Annotated in this window: 16 protein-coding genes; 13 read left to right on the forward strand and 3 right to left on the reverse strand. The window is 60.5% G+C overall.

The features are described from left to right. Nucleotides 1-5 precede the first annotated feature (5 nt). The 13 genes from AC0IXS_RS21365 (at nt 6) to AC0IXS_RS21425 (ending at nt 14365) form a co-directional block, all read left to right on the forward strand. Nucleotides 6-542: a chemotaxis protein CheW gene (locus AC0IXS_RS21365; RefSeq protein WP_004878906.1), complete on the forward strand. Its 537-nt coding sequence runs from the start codon at nt 6-8 to the stop codon at nt 540-542. After that, nucleotides 539-1813, forward strand: coding sequence for a CheR family methyltransferase (locus tag AC0IXS_RS21370; RefSeq protein WP_471825621.1), 1275 nt, complete (start codon nt 539-541; stop codon nt 1811-1813). Before AC0IXS_RS21365 ends, AC0IXS_RS21370 begins: the two co-directional genes overlap by 4 nt. Continuing rightward, the gene (locus tag AC0IXS_RS21375) at nt 1813-2502 is read left to right on the forward strand and encodes a chemotaxis protein CheW (protein ID WP_122690796.1); all 690 of its coding nucleotides are present in this window, start codon (nt 1813-1815) and stop codon (nt 2500-2502) included. The genes AC0IXS_RS21370 and AC0IXS_RS21375 overlap by 1 nt, the downstream gene beginning before the upstream one ends. Then, the gene (locus AC0IXS_RS21380) at nt 2499-4859 is read left to right on the forward strand and encodes a hybrid sensor histidine kinase/response regulator (RefSeq protein WP_057409020.1); all 2361 of its coding nucleotides are present in this window, start codon (nt 2499-2501) and stop codon (nt 4857-4859) included. Before AC0IXS_RS21375 ends, AC0IXS_RS21380 begins: the two co-directional genes overlap by 4 nt. Next, entirely contained in the window at nt 4856-5866 is a 1011-nt protein-coding gene (gene cheB, locus AC0IXS_RS21385; protein ID WP_004878914.1) for a chemotaxis response regulator protein-glutamate methylesterase, read from the forward strand. The genes AC0IXS_RS21380 and cheB overlap by 4 nt, the downstream gene beginning before the upstream one ends. Nucleotides 5867-5911: 45 nt before the next feature. Next, nucleotides 5912-6916 carry a response regulator gene (locus tag AC0IXS_RS21390; RefSeq protein WP_004878915.1) on the forward strand — a complete coding sequence of 335 codons (1005 nt, stop codon included), beginning with the start codon at nt 5912-5914 and terminating at the stop codon, nt 6914-6916. Between the two features lie 246 nt (nt 6917-7162). Next, a protein-coding gene (gene prfB / locus AC0IXS_RS21395) for a peptide chain release factor 2 (protein ID WP_096766619.1) occupies nt 7163-8258 on the forward strand; the annotation gives its coding sequence in 2 pieces (ribosomal slippage) (nt 7163-7234 and nt 7236-8258; 1095 coding nt in all). Between the two features lie 123 nt (nt 8259-8381). Next, nucleotides 8382-9884, forward strand: coding sequence for a lysine--tRNA ligase (gene lysS / locus AC0IXS_RS21400; RefSeq protein WP_025992984.1), 1503 nt, complete (start codon nt 8382-8384; stop codon nt 9882-9884). Between the two features lie 77 nt (nt 9885-9961). Further along, a complete protein-coding gene (locus AC0IXS_RS21405) occupies nt 9962-10687 on the forward strand; it encodes a TetR/AcrR family transcriptional regulator (RefSeq protein ID WP_029241801.1) in 726 nt (241 codons plus the stop codon). A gap of 25 nt (nt 10688-10712) precedes the next feature. Further along, complete coding sequence (locus tag AC0IXS_RS21410) at nt 10713-11258, forward strand: hypothetical protein (protein WP_122690794.1); 546 nt, start codon at nt 10713-10715, stop codon at nt 11256-11258. Nucleotides 11259-11291: 33 nt separating this feature from the next. Beyond that, the gene (locus tag AC0IXS_RS21415) at nt 11292-12569 is read left to right on the forward strand and encodes a flavohemoglobin expression-modulating QEGLA motif protein (protein WP_029241803.1); all 1278 of its coding nucleotides are present in this window, start codon (nt 11292-11294) and stop codon (nt 12567-12569) included. A 573-nt stretch (nt 12570-13142) separates the two neighbouring features. After that, complete coding sequence (locus AC0IXS_RS21420) at nt 13143-14045, forward strand: alpha/beta hydrolase (RefSeq protein ID WP_057408677.1); 903 nt, start codon at nt 13143-13145, stop codon at nt 14043-14045. After that, nucleotides 14042-14365 carry a hypothetical protein gene (locus tag AC0IXS_RS21425; RefSeq protein WP_057408676.1) on the forward strand — a complete coding sequence of 108 codons (324 nt, stop codon included), beginning with the start codon at nt 14042-14044 and terminating at the stop codon, nt 14363-14365. The genes AC0IXS_RS21420 and AC0IXS_RS21425 overlap by 4 nt, the downstream gene beginning before the upstream one ends. A gap of 64 nt (nt 14366-14429) precedes the next feature. Here the strand turns inward: AC0IXS_RS21425 and lptF are convergent, their stop codons facing one another. The 3 genes from lptF to AC0IXS_RS21440 form a co-directional block, all read right to left on the reverse strand. After that, nucleotides 14430-15212 carry a lipotoxin F family OmpA-related lipoprotein LptF gene (lptF, locus tag AC0IXS_RS21430; RefSeq protein ID WP_004878931.1) on the reverse strand — a complete coding sequence of 261 codons (783 nt, stop codon included), beginning with the start codon at nt 15210-15212 and terminating at the stop codon, nt 14430-14432. Between the two features lie 60 nt (nt 15213-15272). Further along, the gene (locus AC0IXS_RS21435) at nt 15273-15686 is read right to left on the reverse strand and encodes a DUF4398 domain-containing protein (RefSeq protein WP_057408675.1); all 414 of its coding nucleotides are present in this window, start codon (nt 15684-15686) and stop codon (nt 15273-15275) included. Between the two features lie 254 nt (nt 15687-15940). Beyond that, complete coding sequence (locus AC0IXS_RS21440) at nt 15941-16300, reverse strand: pilin assembly protein (RefSeq protein ID WP_471825626.1); 360 nt, start codon at nt 16298-16300, stop codon at nt 15941-15943. Nucleotides 16301-16430 lie beyond the last annotated feature (130 nt).

The following is a 16430-nucleotide window of genomic DNA, read 5'->3' on the forward strand; positions in this document are numbered from 1 at the left end:
CGCCAATGATGGATCAATCGCCCAGGCGTAACGTCGCGTTGCCCGCGTCGAACAAACTGTTTCTGCTGTTCTGCATCGGTGAAGACCGCTATGCGCTGGAGGCGACCGAAATCGCCGAGATTCTGCCGCGTGTGAAGCTCAAGGCGATTGCCCGGGCGCCGCATTGGGTTGCAGGCATTTTCGCCCACCGGGGCGAGATCGTGCCGGTGATCGATATCAGCGCGTTGAACTCCGGCCAGCCTGCCAGGGCGCGGACCAGCACGCGTATGGTGCTGGTGCATTACCGGCACGACGACCAGCATCCTGCGCAGTTGCTCGGGCTGATTCTGGAACAGGCCACCGAAACCCTGCGTTGCCCGGTTTCGCAGTTCAAGGAGTACGGGCTGGACAATCGCCTGTCACCTTATCTGGGGCCGGTCCGTGAGGACGAGCAGGGCCTGCTGCAATGGATCCATGTTCAGGAACTGCTGAGTGAACCGGTGCGCGAGTTGCTGTATCCGGTGCCGCCACTGGATCTGGAATCGCTCGAGGATGCGCCATGAGTGATGATTCGCGCTTTTTCAGTTTCCTCAAGGAACGCATCGGACTGGACGTGACGTCGGTTGGCGAGGCCATCATCGAGCGTGCCTTGCGCCAGCGAGCGGCCTTGGCGAAATGCCCTGACAGCGATGCGTACTGGCATCTGCTGGTGACTTCAGCTCAGGAGCAGCAGGCGCTGATTGAGGCCGTGATCGTCCCGGAGACCTGGTTTTTTCGCTACCCGGAATCCTTCGTGACGCTGGGTAAACTGGCCCGCGAGCGCATTACTACGCTGGATGGCGCAAGACCGTTGCGCATTCTCAGTCTGCCGTGTTCGACGGGTGAAGAGCCTTACTCGATTGCCATGGCGCTGATTGAGGCCGGTATCGGCGTCCGGCAGTTCAAGGTCGATGCCATTGATATCAGTCCTGTTTCGATTGCACGCGCCAAGCACGGCGTATACGGAAAGAACTCGTTTCGTGGCAGCGACCTGAGCTTTCGCGAGCGTTTTTTCACCCCGGTAGGCGAAAGCTTCGAGATTTCCGATCTGGTTCGTGGCTGCATCGATTTTCAGCCCGGCAACCTGCTCGATCCCAAACTGGCGACCCAGGTGGCCTACGACATCGTCTTCTGCCGCAATCTGGTGATCTATTTCGACCGGCCGACGCAGCAACATGTCTTTCAGGTCCTCAAGCAGCTGACCCGTGAAGACGGCGTGCTCTTCATCGGCCCGGCCGAGGGCAACCTGCTGTCCGCCATTGGCATGCGCTCGCTGGGCATCGCCCAGTCCTTCGTTTTTCGTCATGCGCCTCGGGAAATGGCTGCGACAGCCACTGCGCCTGCTCCGGTAAACAAACCGATAGCACGCCCGGCCCCCGAGCCAACTCCACGCACGCCTGCCGCCCAGCCTGCGTCGCGAAACACGACGGCGTTTGCCCCCGGCAATAAACCGGCTGCAGCAACCGGCAACGCCGACAGTGCCGCGCTGCTGGCGAGCATTGCCAGCCTGGCAAACGAGGGCAAGACAGTCGAGGCGCGAGCTGCCTGCGAGCGTTATCTGCAACAGCACGAGCCAGTGGCTCAGGTGTTCTACTGGCTGGGGTTGCTCAGTGAAGTGGAGGGTCGCGTCGCGGAGGCTCAAGGGTTTTACCGCAAGGCGCTCTACCTTCAGCCGCAGCATTCGGAATCACTGGCGCAGATGGCGGCGTTGCTGGCCGCCAGAGGCGACAGCGCCGGTGCACGCCGATTGCAGGACCGCGCCGTGCGCGGTGCGAATAAACAAGGAAACAACTGATGACGGGCCCGTCCGGTTTTTCAAGCCTTACCCATGACCAGGCCCAGGACATCGACGACTGCTGGAATCGCATCGGCGTTCACGGTGATCGTTCCTGTCCCTTGCTGGAAGACCACATTCATTGCCGAAACTGTGCGGTCTATTCGGCGGCGGCCACACGGCTGCTTGACCGCTATTCCCATGCACAGGAAAACCACGAACAGTTTCACGGCTCTGTCCTGCAGCGCGATATCAAGACGCGCTCGATTCTGGTCTTTCGTCTGGGCGAAGAATGGCTGGGTCTGGCATCGCGTTGCCTGTCCGAAGTTGCGCCTGCGCAGACGATCCACTCCCTGCCGCATCAACGCTCGCGCGCGTTGCTGGGCGTCGCCAACGTTCGCGGTGCTTTGGTGGCCTGTATCTCGCTGGTCGAGTTGCTGGGGCTGGACAGCAATCCAATGATTGCCCAGTCCGCACGAACGGTGCCGCGCATGCTGATCGTGGCGGCGGAAGGTGGTCCTGTTGTTGTGCCGGTGGACGAAGTCGACGGTATTCATGCCATTGAAGAAGGCGAACTGGAAGCTGCTTCGGCCTCCGGCACGCACGCCAATGCGCGCTTTACCCGAGGGGTTCTGCAATGGAAAGGCCGAAGCCTGCGTTGGCTCGATGAAGATCAGTTGCTGTCGGCGGTGCACCGGAGCCTTACATGACCCCAGATGAAATGCGCGACGCCTCGCTGTTCGAACTGTTCACGCTGGAAGCCGATGCGCAGACTCAAGTCCTGAGTGCGGGTCTGCTGGCGCTCGAGCGTAACCCGACCCAGGCCGATCAACTGGAAGCCTGCATGCGCGCCGCTCACTCGCTCAAGGGCGCGGCAAAGATTGTCGGCGTCGAGTTCGGTGTCAGCGTTGCGCATGTGATGGAGGACTGTCTGGTCAGTGCTCAGGAAGGGCGACTGCTGCTCCAGCCTGATCACATCGACGCCCTGTTGTTCGGCACCGATCTGCTGATGCGCATTGCGACGCCGGGCGGTAACAGCGTCGGCCAGCCCGACATCGACGCTTACGTCGAAAGGCTGAACACGTTGCTGGCTTCAGGTGCCGGGACGGCACGAACAGTCAGCGTGCCCATGCCGGATCCGCTGCTGGCGAGCGCCTTGCAACAGCTCGAAGCATCGGCCACGCCAGCGCCACCGAGCGAGTCGCCTGCCGATCCACTGGCGGCCGATCTGCGTCCGGAGCCAGCGAGCGTTCCGCCCAGGGCCGAACCCGAGACGCCGTCCGCTGCGCCGCTAAAGGATCGCCGGGTGGCCGAGGGCGGCGAACGGGTGCTGCGAGTCACCGCCGAGCGACTCAACGGTCTGCTCGACATGTCGAGCAAATCCCTCGTCGAGACCCAGCGCCTCAAGCCTCTGCTGGCCGGCATGCAACGCCTCAAGCGCTTGCAGAGCAGCACCGACCGGGCGCTTGAAGCCTTGGGTGTCAGCGTCGGCGAGGGCGGTCTGAATGCCGATGCGCAAAAGGCCCTGGAAGACGCCCGCAGCCTGTTGTCCCAGGCGCAGCAGATGCTGGTTCAGCAGACTGCCGAGCTGGACGAGTTCGGCTGGCAGTCGGGGCAGCGAGCGCAGCTGTTGTATGACACTGCGCTGGCCTGTCGCATGCGGCCCTTCGCCGACGTATTGTCGGGGCAGGCACGCATGGTGCGTGATCTGGGGCGCGAGCTGGGCAAGCAGGTTCGTCTGCAGATCGAGGGGGACAAGACCCAGGTCGACCGGGACGTGCTGGAAAAACTCGAGGCTCCGCTGACGCACCTGCTGCGCAATGCGGTCGATCATGGCATCGAGTCACCTGAAAAGCGGGCGGCACACGGCAAGGAACCGGAAGGGCTGATCCGTCTGCAGGCTTCGCACCAGGCCGGTCTGCTGGTGGTGGAACTCAGTGATGATGGCGGCGGCGTGGACCTTGAGCGTCTGCGTCAGAACATTGTGCAGCGCAACCTGTCGCCTGCCGCCACCGCCGCCCAGTTGAGCGAAGAGGAACTGCTGAGTTTTCTGTTTTTGCCCGGTTTCAGCATGCGCGACAAGGTCACACAGGTGTCCGGTCGCGGAGTCGGTCTCGACGCTGTGCAACACATGGTTCGCCAGATGCATGGCAGCGTCGAATTGCAGCAGTGGGCAGGCGAGGGCAGTCGCTTCAGAATCGAGTTGCCGTTGACCCTGTCGGTGGTGCGCAGCCTGGTGGTCGAGGTCGGCGGCGAAGCCTACGCCTTCCCGCTGGCGCATATCGAGCGTATGCGCGATCTGCAGCCCGATGAGATTGTGCAGCTCGAGGGACGCCAGCACTTTTGGGACGAAGAACGTCATGTCGGCCTGGTGTCCGCCAGTCAGTTGTTGCACCGTCCTGCATCGCAAGACACTGGCGAAGCGCTCAAGGTCGTGGTGATTCGCGAGCGCGACGCGGTCTACGGCGTTGCGGTCGAGCGCTTCATTGGTGAGCGCACGCTGGTGGTGATGCCGCTGGATGCGCGGCTGGGCAAGGTTCAGGATGTTTCGGCGGGTGCGCTGCTCGACGATGGCTCGGTGGTGCTGATCATCGACGTCGAAGACATGCTGCGCTCCGTCGAGAAGCTGCTCAATACCGGACGTCTGGAACGCATCGACCGTCGTAACCGTCAGGCAGACAGCGTATCGCGCAAACGCGTGCTGGTAGTCGATGACTCGTTGACGGTGCGTGAGCTGGAACGCAAGCTGCTGGTCGGGCGCGGCTACGAAGTGTCGGTTGCCGTGGATGGCATGGACGGCTGGAACGCTTTGCGTTCCGAAGATTTTGACCTGCTGATTACCGACATCGACATGCCGCGCATGGACGGTATCGAGCTGGTCACCCTGTTGCGTCGGGATACTCGGCTGCAATCACTGCCTGTAATGGTGGTTTCCTACAAGGATCGTGAGGAAGATCGACGCCGCGGACTGGATGCGGGCGCCGATTATTATCTGGCCAAGGCCAGTTTCCATGATGATGCCTTGCTCGACGCTGTGGTCGAGCTGATAGGGGATGCGCAGGCATGAAGATCGCTATTGTCAATGACATGCCCATGGCTGTCGAAGCGCTGCGTCGAGCGCTGGCGTTCGAGCCATTGCATCAGGTGATATGGGTGGCCGGCAACGGCGCCGAAGCGGTGCGCTGCTGTGCTGAACAGACGCCTGATCTGATCCTGATGGACCTGATCATGCCGGTCATGGATGGCGTCGAAGCCACTCGCCAGATCATGGCCAGCACACCGTGCGCTATTGTCATAGTGACCGTGGACCGCGAGCAGAACGTGCATCGCGTATTCGAAGCCATGGGGCACGGTGCGATGGATGTGGTGGACACCCCCGCCATTGGCGCAGGTAATCCCAAAGAGGCGGCGGCACCGCTGCTGCGCAAGATTCTGAATATCGAATGGCTCATGGGGCAGCGCAACACCCATGAGCGGACCGTCGCCACGCCGCTGCGTGAGTCTGTCCGGCGTGACCGTCTGGTTGCCATCGGTTCGTCGGCGGGCGGGCCGGCTGCTCTGGAGATTCTGCTCAAGGCCCTGCCTTCGAACTTCCCGGCGGCAGTCGTGCTGGTGCAGCATGTGGATCAGGTCTTCGCAGCCGGCATGGCCGAGTGGCTGTCCAGTGCGTCAGGAATCCCTGTGCTACTGGCTCGCGAAGGTCAGGTGCCCCAGAGTGGCAAGGTTCTGCTGGCGGGCACCAACCACCACATCCGCCTGTTGAAAGGCGGCACGCTGGCCTACACGGCAGAGCCAGTGAATGAAATCTACAGGCCCTCGATCGACGTGTTTTTCGAAAGTGTGGCTCGTTATTGGAATGGAGATGCTGTGGGCGTTTTATTGACAGGCATGGGGCGCGACGGCGCGACCGGGCTCAAGACCATGCGTGAGCGCGGATTCCTGACCATCGCTCAGGATCAGGCAAGTTCTGCGGTGTACGGCATGCCCAAGGCGGCTGCAGCCATTGATGCGGCGGTCGAGATTCGGCCACTGACGGCCATCGCTCCGCGGCTCGTGGAGGTATTCGCTCAATGACTGTCCAGATGAACTCACCGCTGCTTGGTCACCAGGAGAAACTTCATGCATGATCTGCAGATGGACGAGATCAAAACACCGGATGAAAACTCTGCGATGGTGCTGCTGGTCGACGATCAGGCGATGATCGGCGAGGCGGTCAGGCGTGGTCTGGCCAACGAAAGCTCGATCGATTTCCACTTCTGCGCCGATCCGCATCAGGCCATCTCCCAGGCTGTGCAGATCAAGCCGACGGTCATTCTTCAGGACCTGGTCATGCCCGGCCTGGACGGTCTGACGCTGGTGCGTGAATACCGCAGCAACCCGCTGACCCGCGATATCCCGATCATCGTGCTGTCCACCAAGGAAGATCCGCTGATCAAGAGCGCCGCGTTCGCCGCCGGTGCCAATGATTATCTGGTCAAGCTGCCGGACAACATCGAACTGGTTGCCCGCATCCTGTATCACTCGCGTTCTTACATGACCCTGCTGCAGCGTGACGAGGCGTACCGTGCACTGCGCGTCAGCCAGCAGCAATTGCTCGATACCAATCTGGTCCTGCAGCGCCTGATGAACTCCGATGGCCTGACCGGGCTGTCGAACCGCCGTCATTTTGATGAGTATCTGGAGCTGGAATGGCGTCGCGCGACCCGTGACCAGACCCAGTTGTCGCTGCTGATGATCGACGTCGATTTCTTCAAGGCCTACAACGACAGCTTCGGGCATCTGGAAGGCGACGAGGCCCTTCGGCAGGTGGCCAAGGCCATTCGCAACAGCTGCAGTCGGCCCTCGGATCTGCCTGCCCGCTATGGTGGCGAAGAGTTTGCGATGGTGCTGCCCAACACCTCGCCGGGTGGCGCGCGGCTGATCGCTGAAAAATTGCGTCAGAGCGTGGTGGGCATGAACATCCCCCACGTAGCGCCTGCCGAAGGCTCTCACCTCACCGTCAGCATCGGCGTGGCCACAGTTTCTCCACAGGTCGGCTCACACAGTCGCCAACTGATTCTTGACGCCGACAAGGGGTTGTACGTGGCCAAGCACAATGGCCGCAATCAGGTATCGGTGGGCTGAGCCGTCCGGAGTTGCTGCCAGGCCGACTCTTATCAAACAACACGTGATCTGCTGAATGAATACGTTTTTGCGGGAGGTGTTTGCAGCCAGACAGTGCCGTATCAGGGGCAACGGGGCATCTCCTGCCAGAAACGCACGTATTCAATAAAATTGGCTGCACAACGCCTGCCCGACGGGCTGCTTTCATGGTGTTGCCTGGGGTATACTCGTCGGCTTTGAAAATTTCGCCTGCGAGTGCTGCCCACCATGGAAATCAACCCGATCCTAAACAGCATCAAGGATTTGTCCGAGCGCTCCGAAACTATTCGGGGGTATCTTTGACTACGATCACAAACATGATCGTCTGACCGAAGTCAATCGCGAGCTCGAAGATCCAAACGTCTGGAACAACCCTGAATACGCGCAGAACCTGGGCCGCGAACGTGCCTTGCTGGCGCAGATCGTCGACACGCTGGACGAAATGACGTCCGGTCTGGTCGATGCCAAGGACCTGCTGCTGATGTCGGCCGAGGAAGAAGACCAGGCTGCCGTCGATGATGTTGCCGCCGAAGTCGAACGCCTTCGCGAATCGCTGGAAAAGCTGGAATTCCGTCGCATGTTCAGCGGCGAAATGGACCAGAACAACGCCTACCTGGATATCCAGGCCGGCTCCGGCGGTACCGAAGCGCAGGACTGGGCCAACATCCTGCTGCGCATGTACCTGCGCTGGGCTGACAAGCGCGGCTTCGACGCCACCATCATGGAACTTTCCGCTGGCGAAGTCGCCGGTATCAAAGGCGCGACCGTGCACATCAAGGGCGAATACGCCTTTGGCTGGCTGCGGACCGAGATCGGCGTACACCGTCTGGTGCGCAAGAGCCCGTTCGACTCCGGCAACCGTCGCCACACCTCGTTCTCGGCCGTGTTCGTGTCGCCGGAAATCGATGACAACATCGAAATCGACATCAACCCGTCGGACCTGCGGATCGACACCTACCGCTCCTCCGGCGCCGGTGGTCAGCACGTAAACACCACCGACTCGGCGGTCCGTATCACCCACGTTCCGACCAACACCGTGGTCAGCTGCCAGAACGAACGTTCCCAGCATGCGAACAAGGACACCGCCATGAAAATGCTGCGGGCCCGTTTGTATGAGCAGGAAGTTCAGAAACGCAATGCAGCGTCCCAGGCGCTGGAAGACACCAAGTCTGATATCGGCTGGGGTCATCAGATTCGCTCCTACGTGCTGGATGCCTCGCGCATCAAGGACCTGCGGACCAACATCGAGCGCAGCGACTGCGACAAGGTGCTCGACGGTGATCTGGACGAGTATCTGATCGCAAGCCTCAAACAAGGGCTGTAATGCACGCTTCGCAGTATTCGCGCCGTGAGCGCGATCCTGTGCAAGCGTCCGGGACGGCTATCCGCCTTGCCCGCGAACCCGGATGAACCGGGGCAACGAACCTGTGATGGAATGACTGAAGACATGAGCGACCAACAACTCGACCCGCAAGCCCTGCAACAGGAAGAAAACACCCTGATCGCCCTGCGCAAGGAAAAGCTTGCTGCCGGCCGTGCCAAGGGTCAGGCCTTCCCGAATGACTTCCGCCGCGACAGCTACTGCAACGACCTGCAGAAACAGTACGTCGACAAGACCAAGGAAGATCTGGCTGCAGCAGCTATTCCGGTCAAGGTTGCCGGTCGCATCATGCTTAACCGTGGCTCGTTCATGGTGATTCAGGACATGACCGGTCGCATCCAGGTCTACGTCAACCGCAAGACACTGCCGGAAGAAACCCTGGCCGAAGTCAAGACCTGGGACCTGGGCGATATCATTGCCGCCGAAGGCACCCTGGCCCGTTCCGGCAAGGGCGACCTGTATGTCGAAATGACGTCCGTGCGCCTGCTGACCAAGTCGCTACGTCCGCTGCCGGACAAACACCACGGCCTGACCGACACCGAACAGCGCTATCGTCAGCGTTACGTCGACCTGATCGTCAACGAAGACGTGCGCGAGACCTTCCGCGTGCGTTCGCAGGTGATTGCCCACATCCGCAGCTTCCTGATGAAGCGCGACTTCCTCGAAGTCGAAACGCCGATGCTGCAGACCATTCCCGGTGGCGCGGCAGCCAAGCCGTTCGAAACCCACCACAACGCGCTGGACATGGAAATGTTCCTGCGTATCGCGCCTGAGCTGTACCTCAAGCGTCTGGTTGTCGGTGGCTTCGAGAAGGTATTCGAGATCAACCGCAACTTCCGTAACGAAGGCGTTTCGACCCGGCACAACCCCGAGTTCACCATGCTCGAGTTCTACCAGGCCTATGCCGACTACGAAGACAACATGGACCTGACCGAGGAGCTGTTCCGCGAACTGGCTCAACTGGTTCTGGGCACCACCGACGTGCCGTATGGCGACAAGGTGTTCCACTTTGGCGAGCCGTTCGTGCGCCTGTCGGTGTTCGACTCGATCCTCAAGTACAACCCTGAACTGACCGCAGCCGATCTGCAGGACATCGACAAGGCACGCGCCATCGCCAGGAAGGCCGGCGCCAAGGTGCTGGGCTTCGAAGGTCTGGGCAAGCTGCAGGTGATGATTTTCGAAGAACTGGTCGAGCACAAGCTGGAGCAGCCGCACTTCATTACCCAGTACCCGTTCGAAGTTTCGCCGCTGGCACGTCGCAACGATGACAACCCGAGCGTGACCGACCGTTTTGAGCTGTTCATCGGTGGTCGCGAAATCGCCAACGCCTATTCCGAGCTCAATGACGCGGAAGACCAGGCCGAACGCTTCCAGGCTCAGGTGGCCGACAAGGACGCCGGTGACGACGAGGCCATGCACTACGACGCTGATTTCGTGCGTGCGCTGGAGTACGGCATGCCGCCGACAGCCGGTGAGGGGATCGGTATCGACCGCCTGGTGATGCTGCTCACCAACTCGCCGTCGATCCGGGATGTGATCCTGTTTCCGCACATGCGCCCGCAGGCGTAACGAAAAAAAAGAAAGCCGCCTCGAATGGGCGGCTTTTTTTTGGGTCTTTTTCAGGACGAGTTTATAAGGACGATAGTGTGACGATTGCCAGAGAAGGGGCTGCCGGGGTAGCGAGCGCGGTGGCCAGAAGTGTCAAGTATCAGGGTCGCAAGGCCAGTCGAGAAGGGAGCGAGCAGCGCAGGCAGGTGATTCTCGATGCCGCCATGCGCATTGTGGTGCGTGACGGCGTGCGTGCCGTACGCCACCGGGCCGTGGCTGCGGAGGCGGGCGTACCGCTGTCGGCGACGACCTATTACTTCAAGGACATCGACGACCTGTTGACCGATGCCTTCGCCCAGTACGTGCAGCGCAGCGCAGACTACCTGGCCAGGTTATGGCAGAACACCGAAGTCATCTTGCGCGACATGATGGCCCGCAGTTCCGGCAGTCCCAGCGACCGTTTCAAGCTGGCCGACGACATTGCCAAAATGGTGATGGAGCACATTCGCCACCAGTTGCTCACCCGGCGCGACTACCTGATTGCCGAACATGCGTTCTACCACGAGGCGCTGATCAACCCGCGTCTGACCCCGCTGGTCATGGCGCATCAGGAAATCCTGCTGCAGGGCAGTTGCCAGTTTTTTCAGGTGATTGGCTCGTTGCAGCCTTATCAGGACGCGCAAGTGTTGACGGGGCTCATCCGCCGGATGGAATATCAGGGCCTGCTTCATGGCCCGCTGCGTCAGGCGGACGAAGAAATCCTCTGTATGCTCACCCGCCAGATGCGTCTGGTGCTGGGAACCCCTCAACCGGTTCGAGGGTGACGCTGCTTCTGTTCAGGAGAACCCCATGAAGACCTGGCGCGTGTTGATTGCGCTGTCGTTTTTGTTGTTGAGCGGCTGTCTGGTGACCTTCAAGGACCCGATACCCGCCCATGAAGCTGCGCCTTCGGGGTTGCTGGGCCAGTGGACTAGCAAGAACGCCTGGGGCGAGCCGCTGGAACTGGACGTCTCGCGTGCCGGGGTCAACCGTTACAAGGCCGTCAGCTACCGCAAGGGCGATCGACGTCACGGCGATGAGTACACCGTGACGGTGACGCACCACGGCAGTCGCTGGTACCTCTCGGCGAAGCTACCGGCCAAATATGGCGCTGACTATGGCATTGGAGGTTTCGAGCTGACCCGCAGCGGTGAGCTGGTTGTCTATAGTCTGGACATGGACCGCGTCGGTCAGTGGGTCGAGCAAGGCAGTCTGGCTGGTCAGCCGGTCGAAAATGAAACGGGCAAGGGACTCCTGATTTCCAGCCCTCTGGAGCAGGTATTCGGGTACCTTGACGATCCCGCCAATTCAGATGTTTTTCAGGAGGTCGCGCGTTACAGGCGCGCCGCCAAGTAGCAGGGCAATAGCCCGCCAGCCAAGGAGTACCGGGTGGACGAGTACCAGCAGACTATTCGTGTTTTATCGGATCGGATCGTTGCCGCGCAGACACCGATTCGCGTGCTGGATGCAGTGAAGTGGGACGACACGGTTCGCCGGGATTTTCTCGCCGCCAAGGGCAAGGCCCTGCCTGCCGTGGACCGTGCCTATTACGAGAATCGCCCGCTGGGCTTCGATTCCAGTGCCCTCAAGCAGGAATTCCAGAACATCGAGCGCGACGTCACGCGCCAACTGGGCCAGTTCAATCCGGTGGGGCAGATCATGCGCCGGATGTGTCGGGAATACCGCATGGTGATCCGCATGCTCGAAGCGCGTGGCACACCGGACTTCGGGCTGATCTCTCAGGAACTGTATGGCGCGGCCTCCGATGCGTTTCACGCAGGCGATCCAACGCTGGCCGATCTGGGACTGATGCTGTCCGATTACCTGAACAACATCGCCGGGCGTGGCGATCTCAAGGACGAACCGAAGACTCTGACTGCCAAGGACGCCGTGGCCTTGCTGCAGTCGCGTCTGAACCGGGTGTTCGGCGAGGCCGAGGAAACCATTCGTGTCTTTGAGTCCGACGGTATCGTGGCAGATGCGGCAGCGGGCGCGGACTACATCAAGATTCGCAGCGACGCGATGTTCAACGAGCGCGACGTGCGGGCGCTGGAAGTTCATGAAGGGTTGGTCCATGTCGGCACTACGCTGAACGGGCAGAACCAGCCGATCTGCACCTTCCTCTCCAAAGGCCCGCCTTCATCGACCGTGACTCAGGAAGGGCTGGCGATTCTCATGGAAGTCATCGCCTTTGCCTCCTACCCCAGCCGTCTGCGCAAGCTCACCAACCGCACGCGAGCCATTCACATGGCCGAAGAGGGCGCGGACTTTCTGCAGGTGTTCGAGTTCTATCGCGAGCAGGGCTTCGGCATGCCGGAAAGCTACGGCAACGCCAGCCGGGTGTTCCGAGGTTCGGTGCCCAACGGGCTGCCGTTCACCAAGGACCTGTCGTACCTCAAAGGCTTCATCATGGTCTACAACTACATTCAGCTGGCCGTGCGCAAGGGCAAGCTGGAACAGGTGCCCCTGTTGTTCTGCGGCAAGACCACGCTGGAAGACATGCGCACCCTTCGCCAACTGGTCGATGAAGGCCTGGTGGTCGCACCCAAATACCTGCCCGAGCAGTTCCGCGACATGAACGCCCTGTCAGCCTGGATGTGCTTCTCCAACTTCCTCAACCACCTGAGCCTGGATCGTATCGAGGCGGATTACTCGAATATTCTCTAGCCGTGTGATGTGGCCTGATGATCGTTCCCACGCTCTGCGCTCATCGTTATACACAAGTCATCTGGCCATCCAGTGAGGCAGCAGCACTGATGCGCTTTTGTAGCGCGATGGCATGAACACCGCAGATCGCGACGTGGGTGAAGGCTGAGTCCTGGCGCTGATTCGGGGGGCAATCGGCATGGATGCCGATTGAGCTGCACTGGGCCATGGATGGCCCATTTGCAGCGACCCCCGAATCAGTGTCAGGACGAAGGAACCCCGGCGAAGCCGGGGCCGGAACCGGAGCAAAAGGCTTTGCTTACTTTGGCCTCTCAAAGTAAGTCGCCGAGGGGCGAAAAGGTGACTGGAGCCATGCGCTCGGCTCACTGAATCCGCAGTCTGTGCCATTTGTGACGCGGAGCGTCACGGGAGGCATGCCCACGCGGAGCGATGGGCACGATCAGTGTTTGATAGGCTTGTGTATAACGACGAGCGCTCTGCGTGGGAATGCCTCTCAGGACGCTCCGCGTCCGCTCTCGAAGGTGACGCAGGGCGTCACGGGCACCATTTTGACTCTCTCAAGGAACCCCACATTTGAAACTGATCAGCATCCTTGCCTTGCTCCTCAGTCTTGCCGGCTGCAGTTCGATGCTGTTCTACCCGGAACCGGGTCTGCCGTTCACCCCGGACAAGGCGCGTCTGGAATACCGAGACGTCAATCTGACCGCTGCAGACGGCACTCGCCTGCACGGCTGGTGGCTCCCGGCGAAGGCGGGCGTGCCGGTCAAGGGCACGGTGCTGCACCTGCATGGCAATGGCGGCAATATGTCCTGGCATCTGGGCGGAAGCTGGTGGCTGCCCGAACAGGGCTATCAGGTCCTGATGCTCGACTATCGCGGCTATGGCCAGTCGCAGGGCGAGCCTAGCCTGCCCGCGATCTATCAGGACATTCAGGCCGCCTTCGACTGGTTGAAAACCGCGCCAGAGGTGCAAGGCAAACCATTGGTGGTGCTGGGTCAGAGCATCGGTGGTGCGCTGGCTGTGCACTACCTGTCGGAGCATCCCGACGAGCGATCCAGAATCAAGGCGCTGGTTCTCGACGGTGTGCCTGCGAGCTACAGGGACGTCGCGCGAAATTCACTCAGCAACTCCTGGCTGACGTTGCCGTTCAGGACGCCATTGTCATGGTTCATTCCTGATGGCGACAGTGCCGTCAACGGTCTGCCCAGGATGGCTGGCACCCCGATGCTGATCTTTCACAGCATGGATGACACCCTGGTGCCGCTGGTCAACGGAATCAGTGTCTACAAGGCCGCACCACCGCCTCGTGTGCTGCAACTGACCCGCGGCGGGCATGTGCAGACCTTCGCCGATCCGTTGTGGCGGCAGGTCATGCTCCGCTATCTGGAAGATCCACAGCATTTCAACGGGCTGCGCCGCCTCGCCGAAGTACCCAATTACCCGGCAACCTCAAAGCAACCCGAGACGCAGGAATGAGTGATGAGCGTAACGTCAGGGGCATGATTCTCACCGGCATCGCGAGCATCATCGGTACGGTCGGTTGCCTGTGGTACTACGGCTACCTGCATTTCGCGAGACCCGAGGACGCGCTGTTACTGAGCGAGTTCACGCTGCTCAAGACCGTGCCCGGAGAGGACTACAAGATCGCCGCCACGCCTGCGGCAGAAGTGGCGCAGTGCATCAATGGGGTATTGGTGCTGTTCGACACGTCGCGTACCGGGCTGTCCGGCGTGCTGGTCGACGATCGCAGGCAGGCCGTGCGCTGTATCACTAAGCAGGCGTCGACACGCCCGTGAAGCGCCCATGAAAAAGCCCCGCCTGTATGCGCAGGCGGGGCTTCAGGTACAGCCGCTCAGTCGATTATTTCATCGAAGAGCGTGGAGCAACCGGCTGGTTGTCGTTGGAAATGGTCACTTCTACACGACGGTTCATGGCACGGCCCGAGTTGCTGGTGTTGTCAGCAACCGGATATTCCTTGCCGTAGCCCATCGCAACGATGCGAGTCGGGTCTACGCCCATGCGGGTCAGCGCCATGCGAACCGAATTGGCGCGGCGCTCGGACAGCGACTGGTTGTAGGAAGCCGAACCGGTGCTGTCGGTGTAGCCTTCAACGATCACTTTGCGATCAGGATTTTCCTGAAGGAAAGCAGCCAGCTTGCCGATGTCGCCCTGGGCGCCTGGCTTCAGCTCGGCCTTGTTGTAGTCGAACAGCACGTCACCGAAAGTCACCAGGGTACCGCGTTCGGTCTGCTTGGCGTTCAGGCTATTCTTCAGCGCAGCGATCTGGGCGTCACGCGCTTCCAGACGAGCCTTGGCACGGTCGGCAGAAGCGTTCTGCAGAGCGGCTTCGGAGTTGCGCAGGGCAATGGTCTGCTTGGCCAGTTCAACACGCTGGTTGGTCAGGTAAGACAGTTGGTCGACTTTCTTGGCGTCAGCGTCATCACGGAACGCCTGTTCAGCCTTGGCCAGCCATTCGCTCGCGTCCTTGGTTTCCAGCGCGGCAACCTTGGTGGCGTCCGGGTTGGTCTGCAGGGAGGTGAAGTTGGTACGCGCCTGTTCCAGATTAGGGTTCGGCTTGGTGGCGCAGGCAGCCAAAGCAACGCTCATGGCCAGCAGGGCAGGGATCATCAATTGTTTACGCATAATTAGGGTCGTCCTTTAATCGATTACGAATGCATGAAAACCAAAGGTTGATGGCGGTGCTCACTGCACCTGGCGCATGCCTTCGTCACGTAGTTCGTTGACGCCCTGACGAGCATCCTGCACGGCTTTGGCAGCCTTGGCAGCCTGAGACTTACGCTCTGCCACTCGGGCATCCCACTCGGCCTGTTCGGCCAGCTTGCGCGCTTCGTCGTACTTTTTGTCCTGCATGGCGAGGTCAGCTTCCTTGAGCTTGTCCTGAGCCGACTTCATTTCCACCGCTGCGAACTCAGTACCGCCGGCGCTCACTGCGCTGTTGACGGCCGACTGAGAGACCGCGTACTGCTCCGACGGCGGGTTGCCCGCACAGCCGGCCAGGATGAAGGTGCTACCCAGCGCCAGCGCAGCGAGTTTCAGCCCGCGCAGGCTTTTGAACGTGGTATTGGCAGTAGGGGTGTTCATGGTGATCAACTCCATTGTCTGACTCCGAACGTGGTTATCCATGACAGTTTTTATTCAGGCCGGGCATCGGGTCATGCAACCACCTGATGCTCTTCAGGCTTTCCTGTAATGGTTAATGGCTCGGACCTGCGGGGTTTTTGAATAGTTCACATAAATATTTCGTGAGCGGGCGAGAACGTTTTATATGTCGTACTCAATAGGGTGCACATACAGAGCGAGCCGTCAGGCCCGGCCCTTTACGGGCGTGGGCCCTGGCAGAATCGGCGGTGTTACACCTGGCCGGGTTCATCGACTGGCGTGTCCAGCTCCTCAGACAGTTCATGCAGGTGACGTTTGGACAGTGCCAGGAAGCGGGGCGTGGCGCCGATGTCTTCATAAAGGGGGTCGCCTTCCTCATCTGTCGCCACGACATGCGGCCCTTTGACGTAAGGAAAGCTGGCTTCCAGTTCTTCCATTGCCGCGCCGATCAACTCGCCCAGCAACTCTTCAGGGTGATGTTTGGGGTACATCTCGCACAGTGCGGCCAGTCGCGCGGCGGATTCGATATCCAGATGAATCGCATAGCGGGTCCTGGTCAGGCGACCCTTGGCATTATTTTCCCAGTGGCGGGCCAGTTCGCGGATTTTCATGGTGACTTCTCCTGACTGTCTTCTCGATGGGCTCGCTTGTGGCGAGTCTGTTGCGTGATGGAGTCGTTGTGTGGCTCATGCATGAGATTAGCCTGTATGGCATTCGTGGCACGGACAGATAATTTCATGC

The sequence above is a fragment of the Pseudomonas sp. AC016 genome (assembly GCF_979253365.1).

What these genes read in the sequence shown, in the direction of transcription:
- AC0IXS_RS21365 (WP_004878906.1), top strand. Translation starts at nt 6, where the DNA reads ATGATGGATCAATCGCCCAGGCGTAACGTCGCGTTGCCCGCGTCGAAC.
- AC0IXS_RS21370 (WP_471825621.1), top strand. Translation starts at nt 539, where the DNA reads ATGAGTGATGATTCGCGCTTTTTCAGTTTCCTCAAGGAACGCATCGGA.
- AC0IXS_RS21375 (WP_122690796.1), top strand. Translation starts at nt 1,813, where the DNA reads ATGACGGGCCCGTCCGGTTTTTCAAGCCTTACCCATGACCAGGCCCAG.
- AC0IXS_RS21380 (WP_057409020.1), top strand. Translation starts at nt 2,499, where the DNA reads ATGACCCCAGATGAAATGCGCGACGCCTCGCTGTTCGAACTGTTCACG.
- cheB (WP_004878914.1), top strand. Translation starts at nt 4,856, where the DNA reads ATGAAGATCGCTATTGTCAATGACATGCCCATGGCTGTCGAAGCGCTG.
- AC0IXS_RS21390 (WP_004878915.1), top strand. Translation starts at nt 5,912, where the DNA reads ATGCATGATCTGCAGATGGACGAGATCAAAACACCGGATGAAAACTCT.
- lysS (WP_025992984.1), top strand. Translation starts at nt 8,382, where the DNA reads ATGAGCGACCAACAACTCGACCCGCAAGCCCTGCAACAGGAAGAAAAC.
- AC0IXS_RS21410 (WP_122690794.1), top strand. Translation starts at nt 10,713, where the DNA reads ATGAAGACCTGGCGCGTGTTGATTGCGCTGTCGTTTTTGTTGTTGAGC.
- AC0IXS_RS21425 (WP_057408676.1), top strand. Translation starts at nt 14,042, where the DNA reads ATGAGTGATGAGCGTAACGTCAGGGGCATGATTCTCACCGGCATCGCG.
- lptF (WP_004878931.1), bottom strand. Translation starts at nt 15,212, where the DNA reads ATGCGTAAACAATTGATGATCCCTGCCCTGCTGGCCATGAGCGTTGCT.
- AC0IXS_RS21435 (WP_057408675.1), bottom strand. Translation starts at nt 15,686, where the DNA reads ATGGAGTTGATCACCATGAACACCCCTACTGCCAATACCACGTTCAAA.
- AC0IXS_RS21440 (WP_471825626.1), bottom strand. Translation starts at nt 16,300, where the DNA reads ATGAAAATCCGCGAACTGGCCCGCCACTGGGAAAATAATGCCAAGGGT.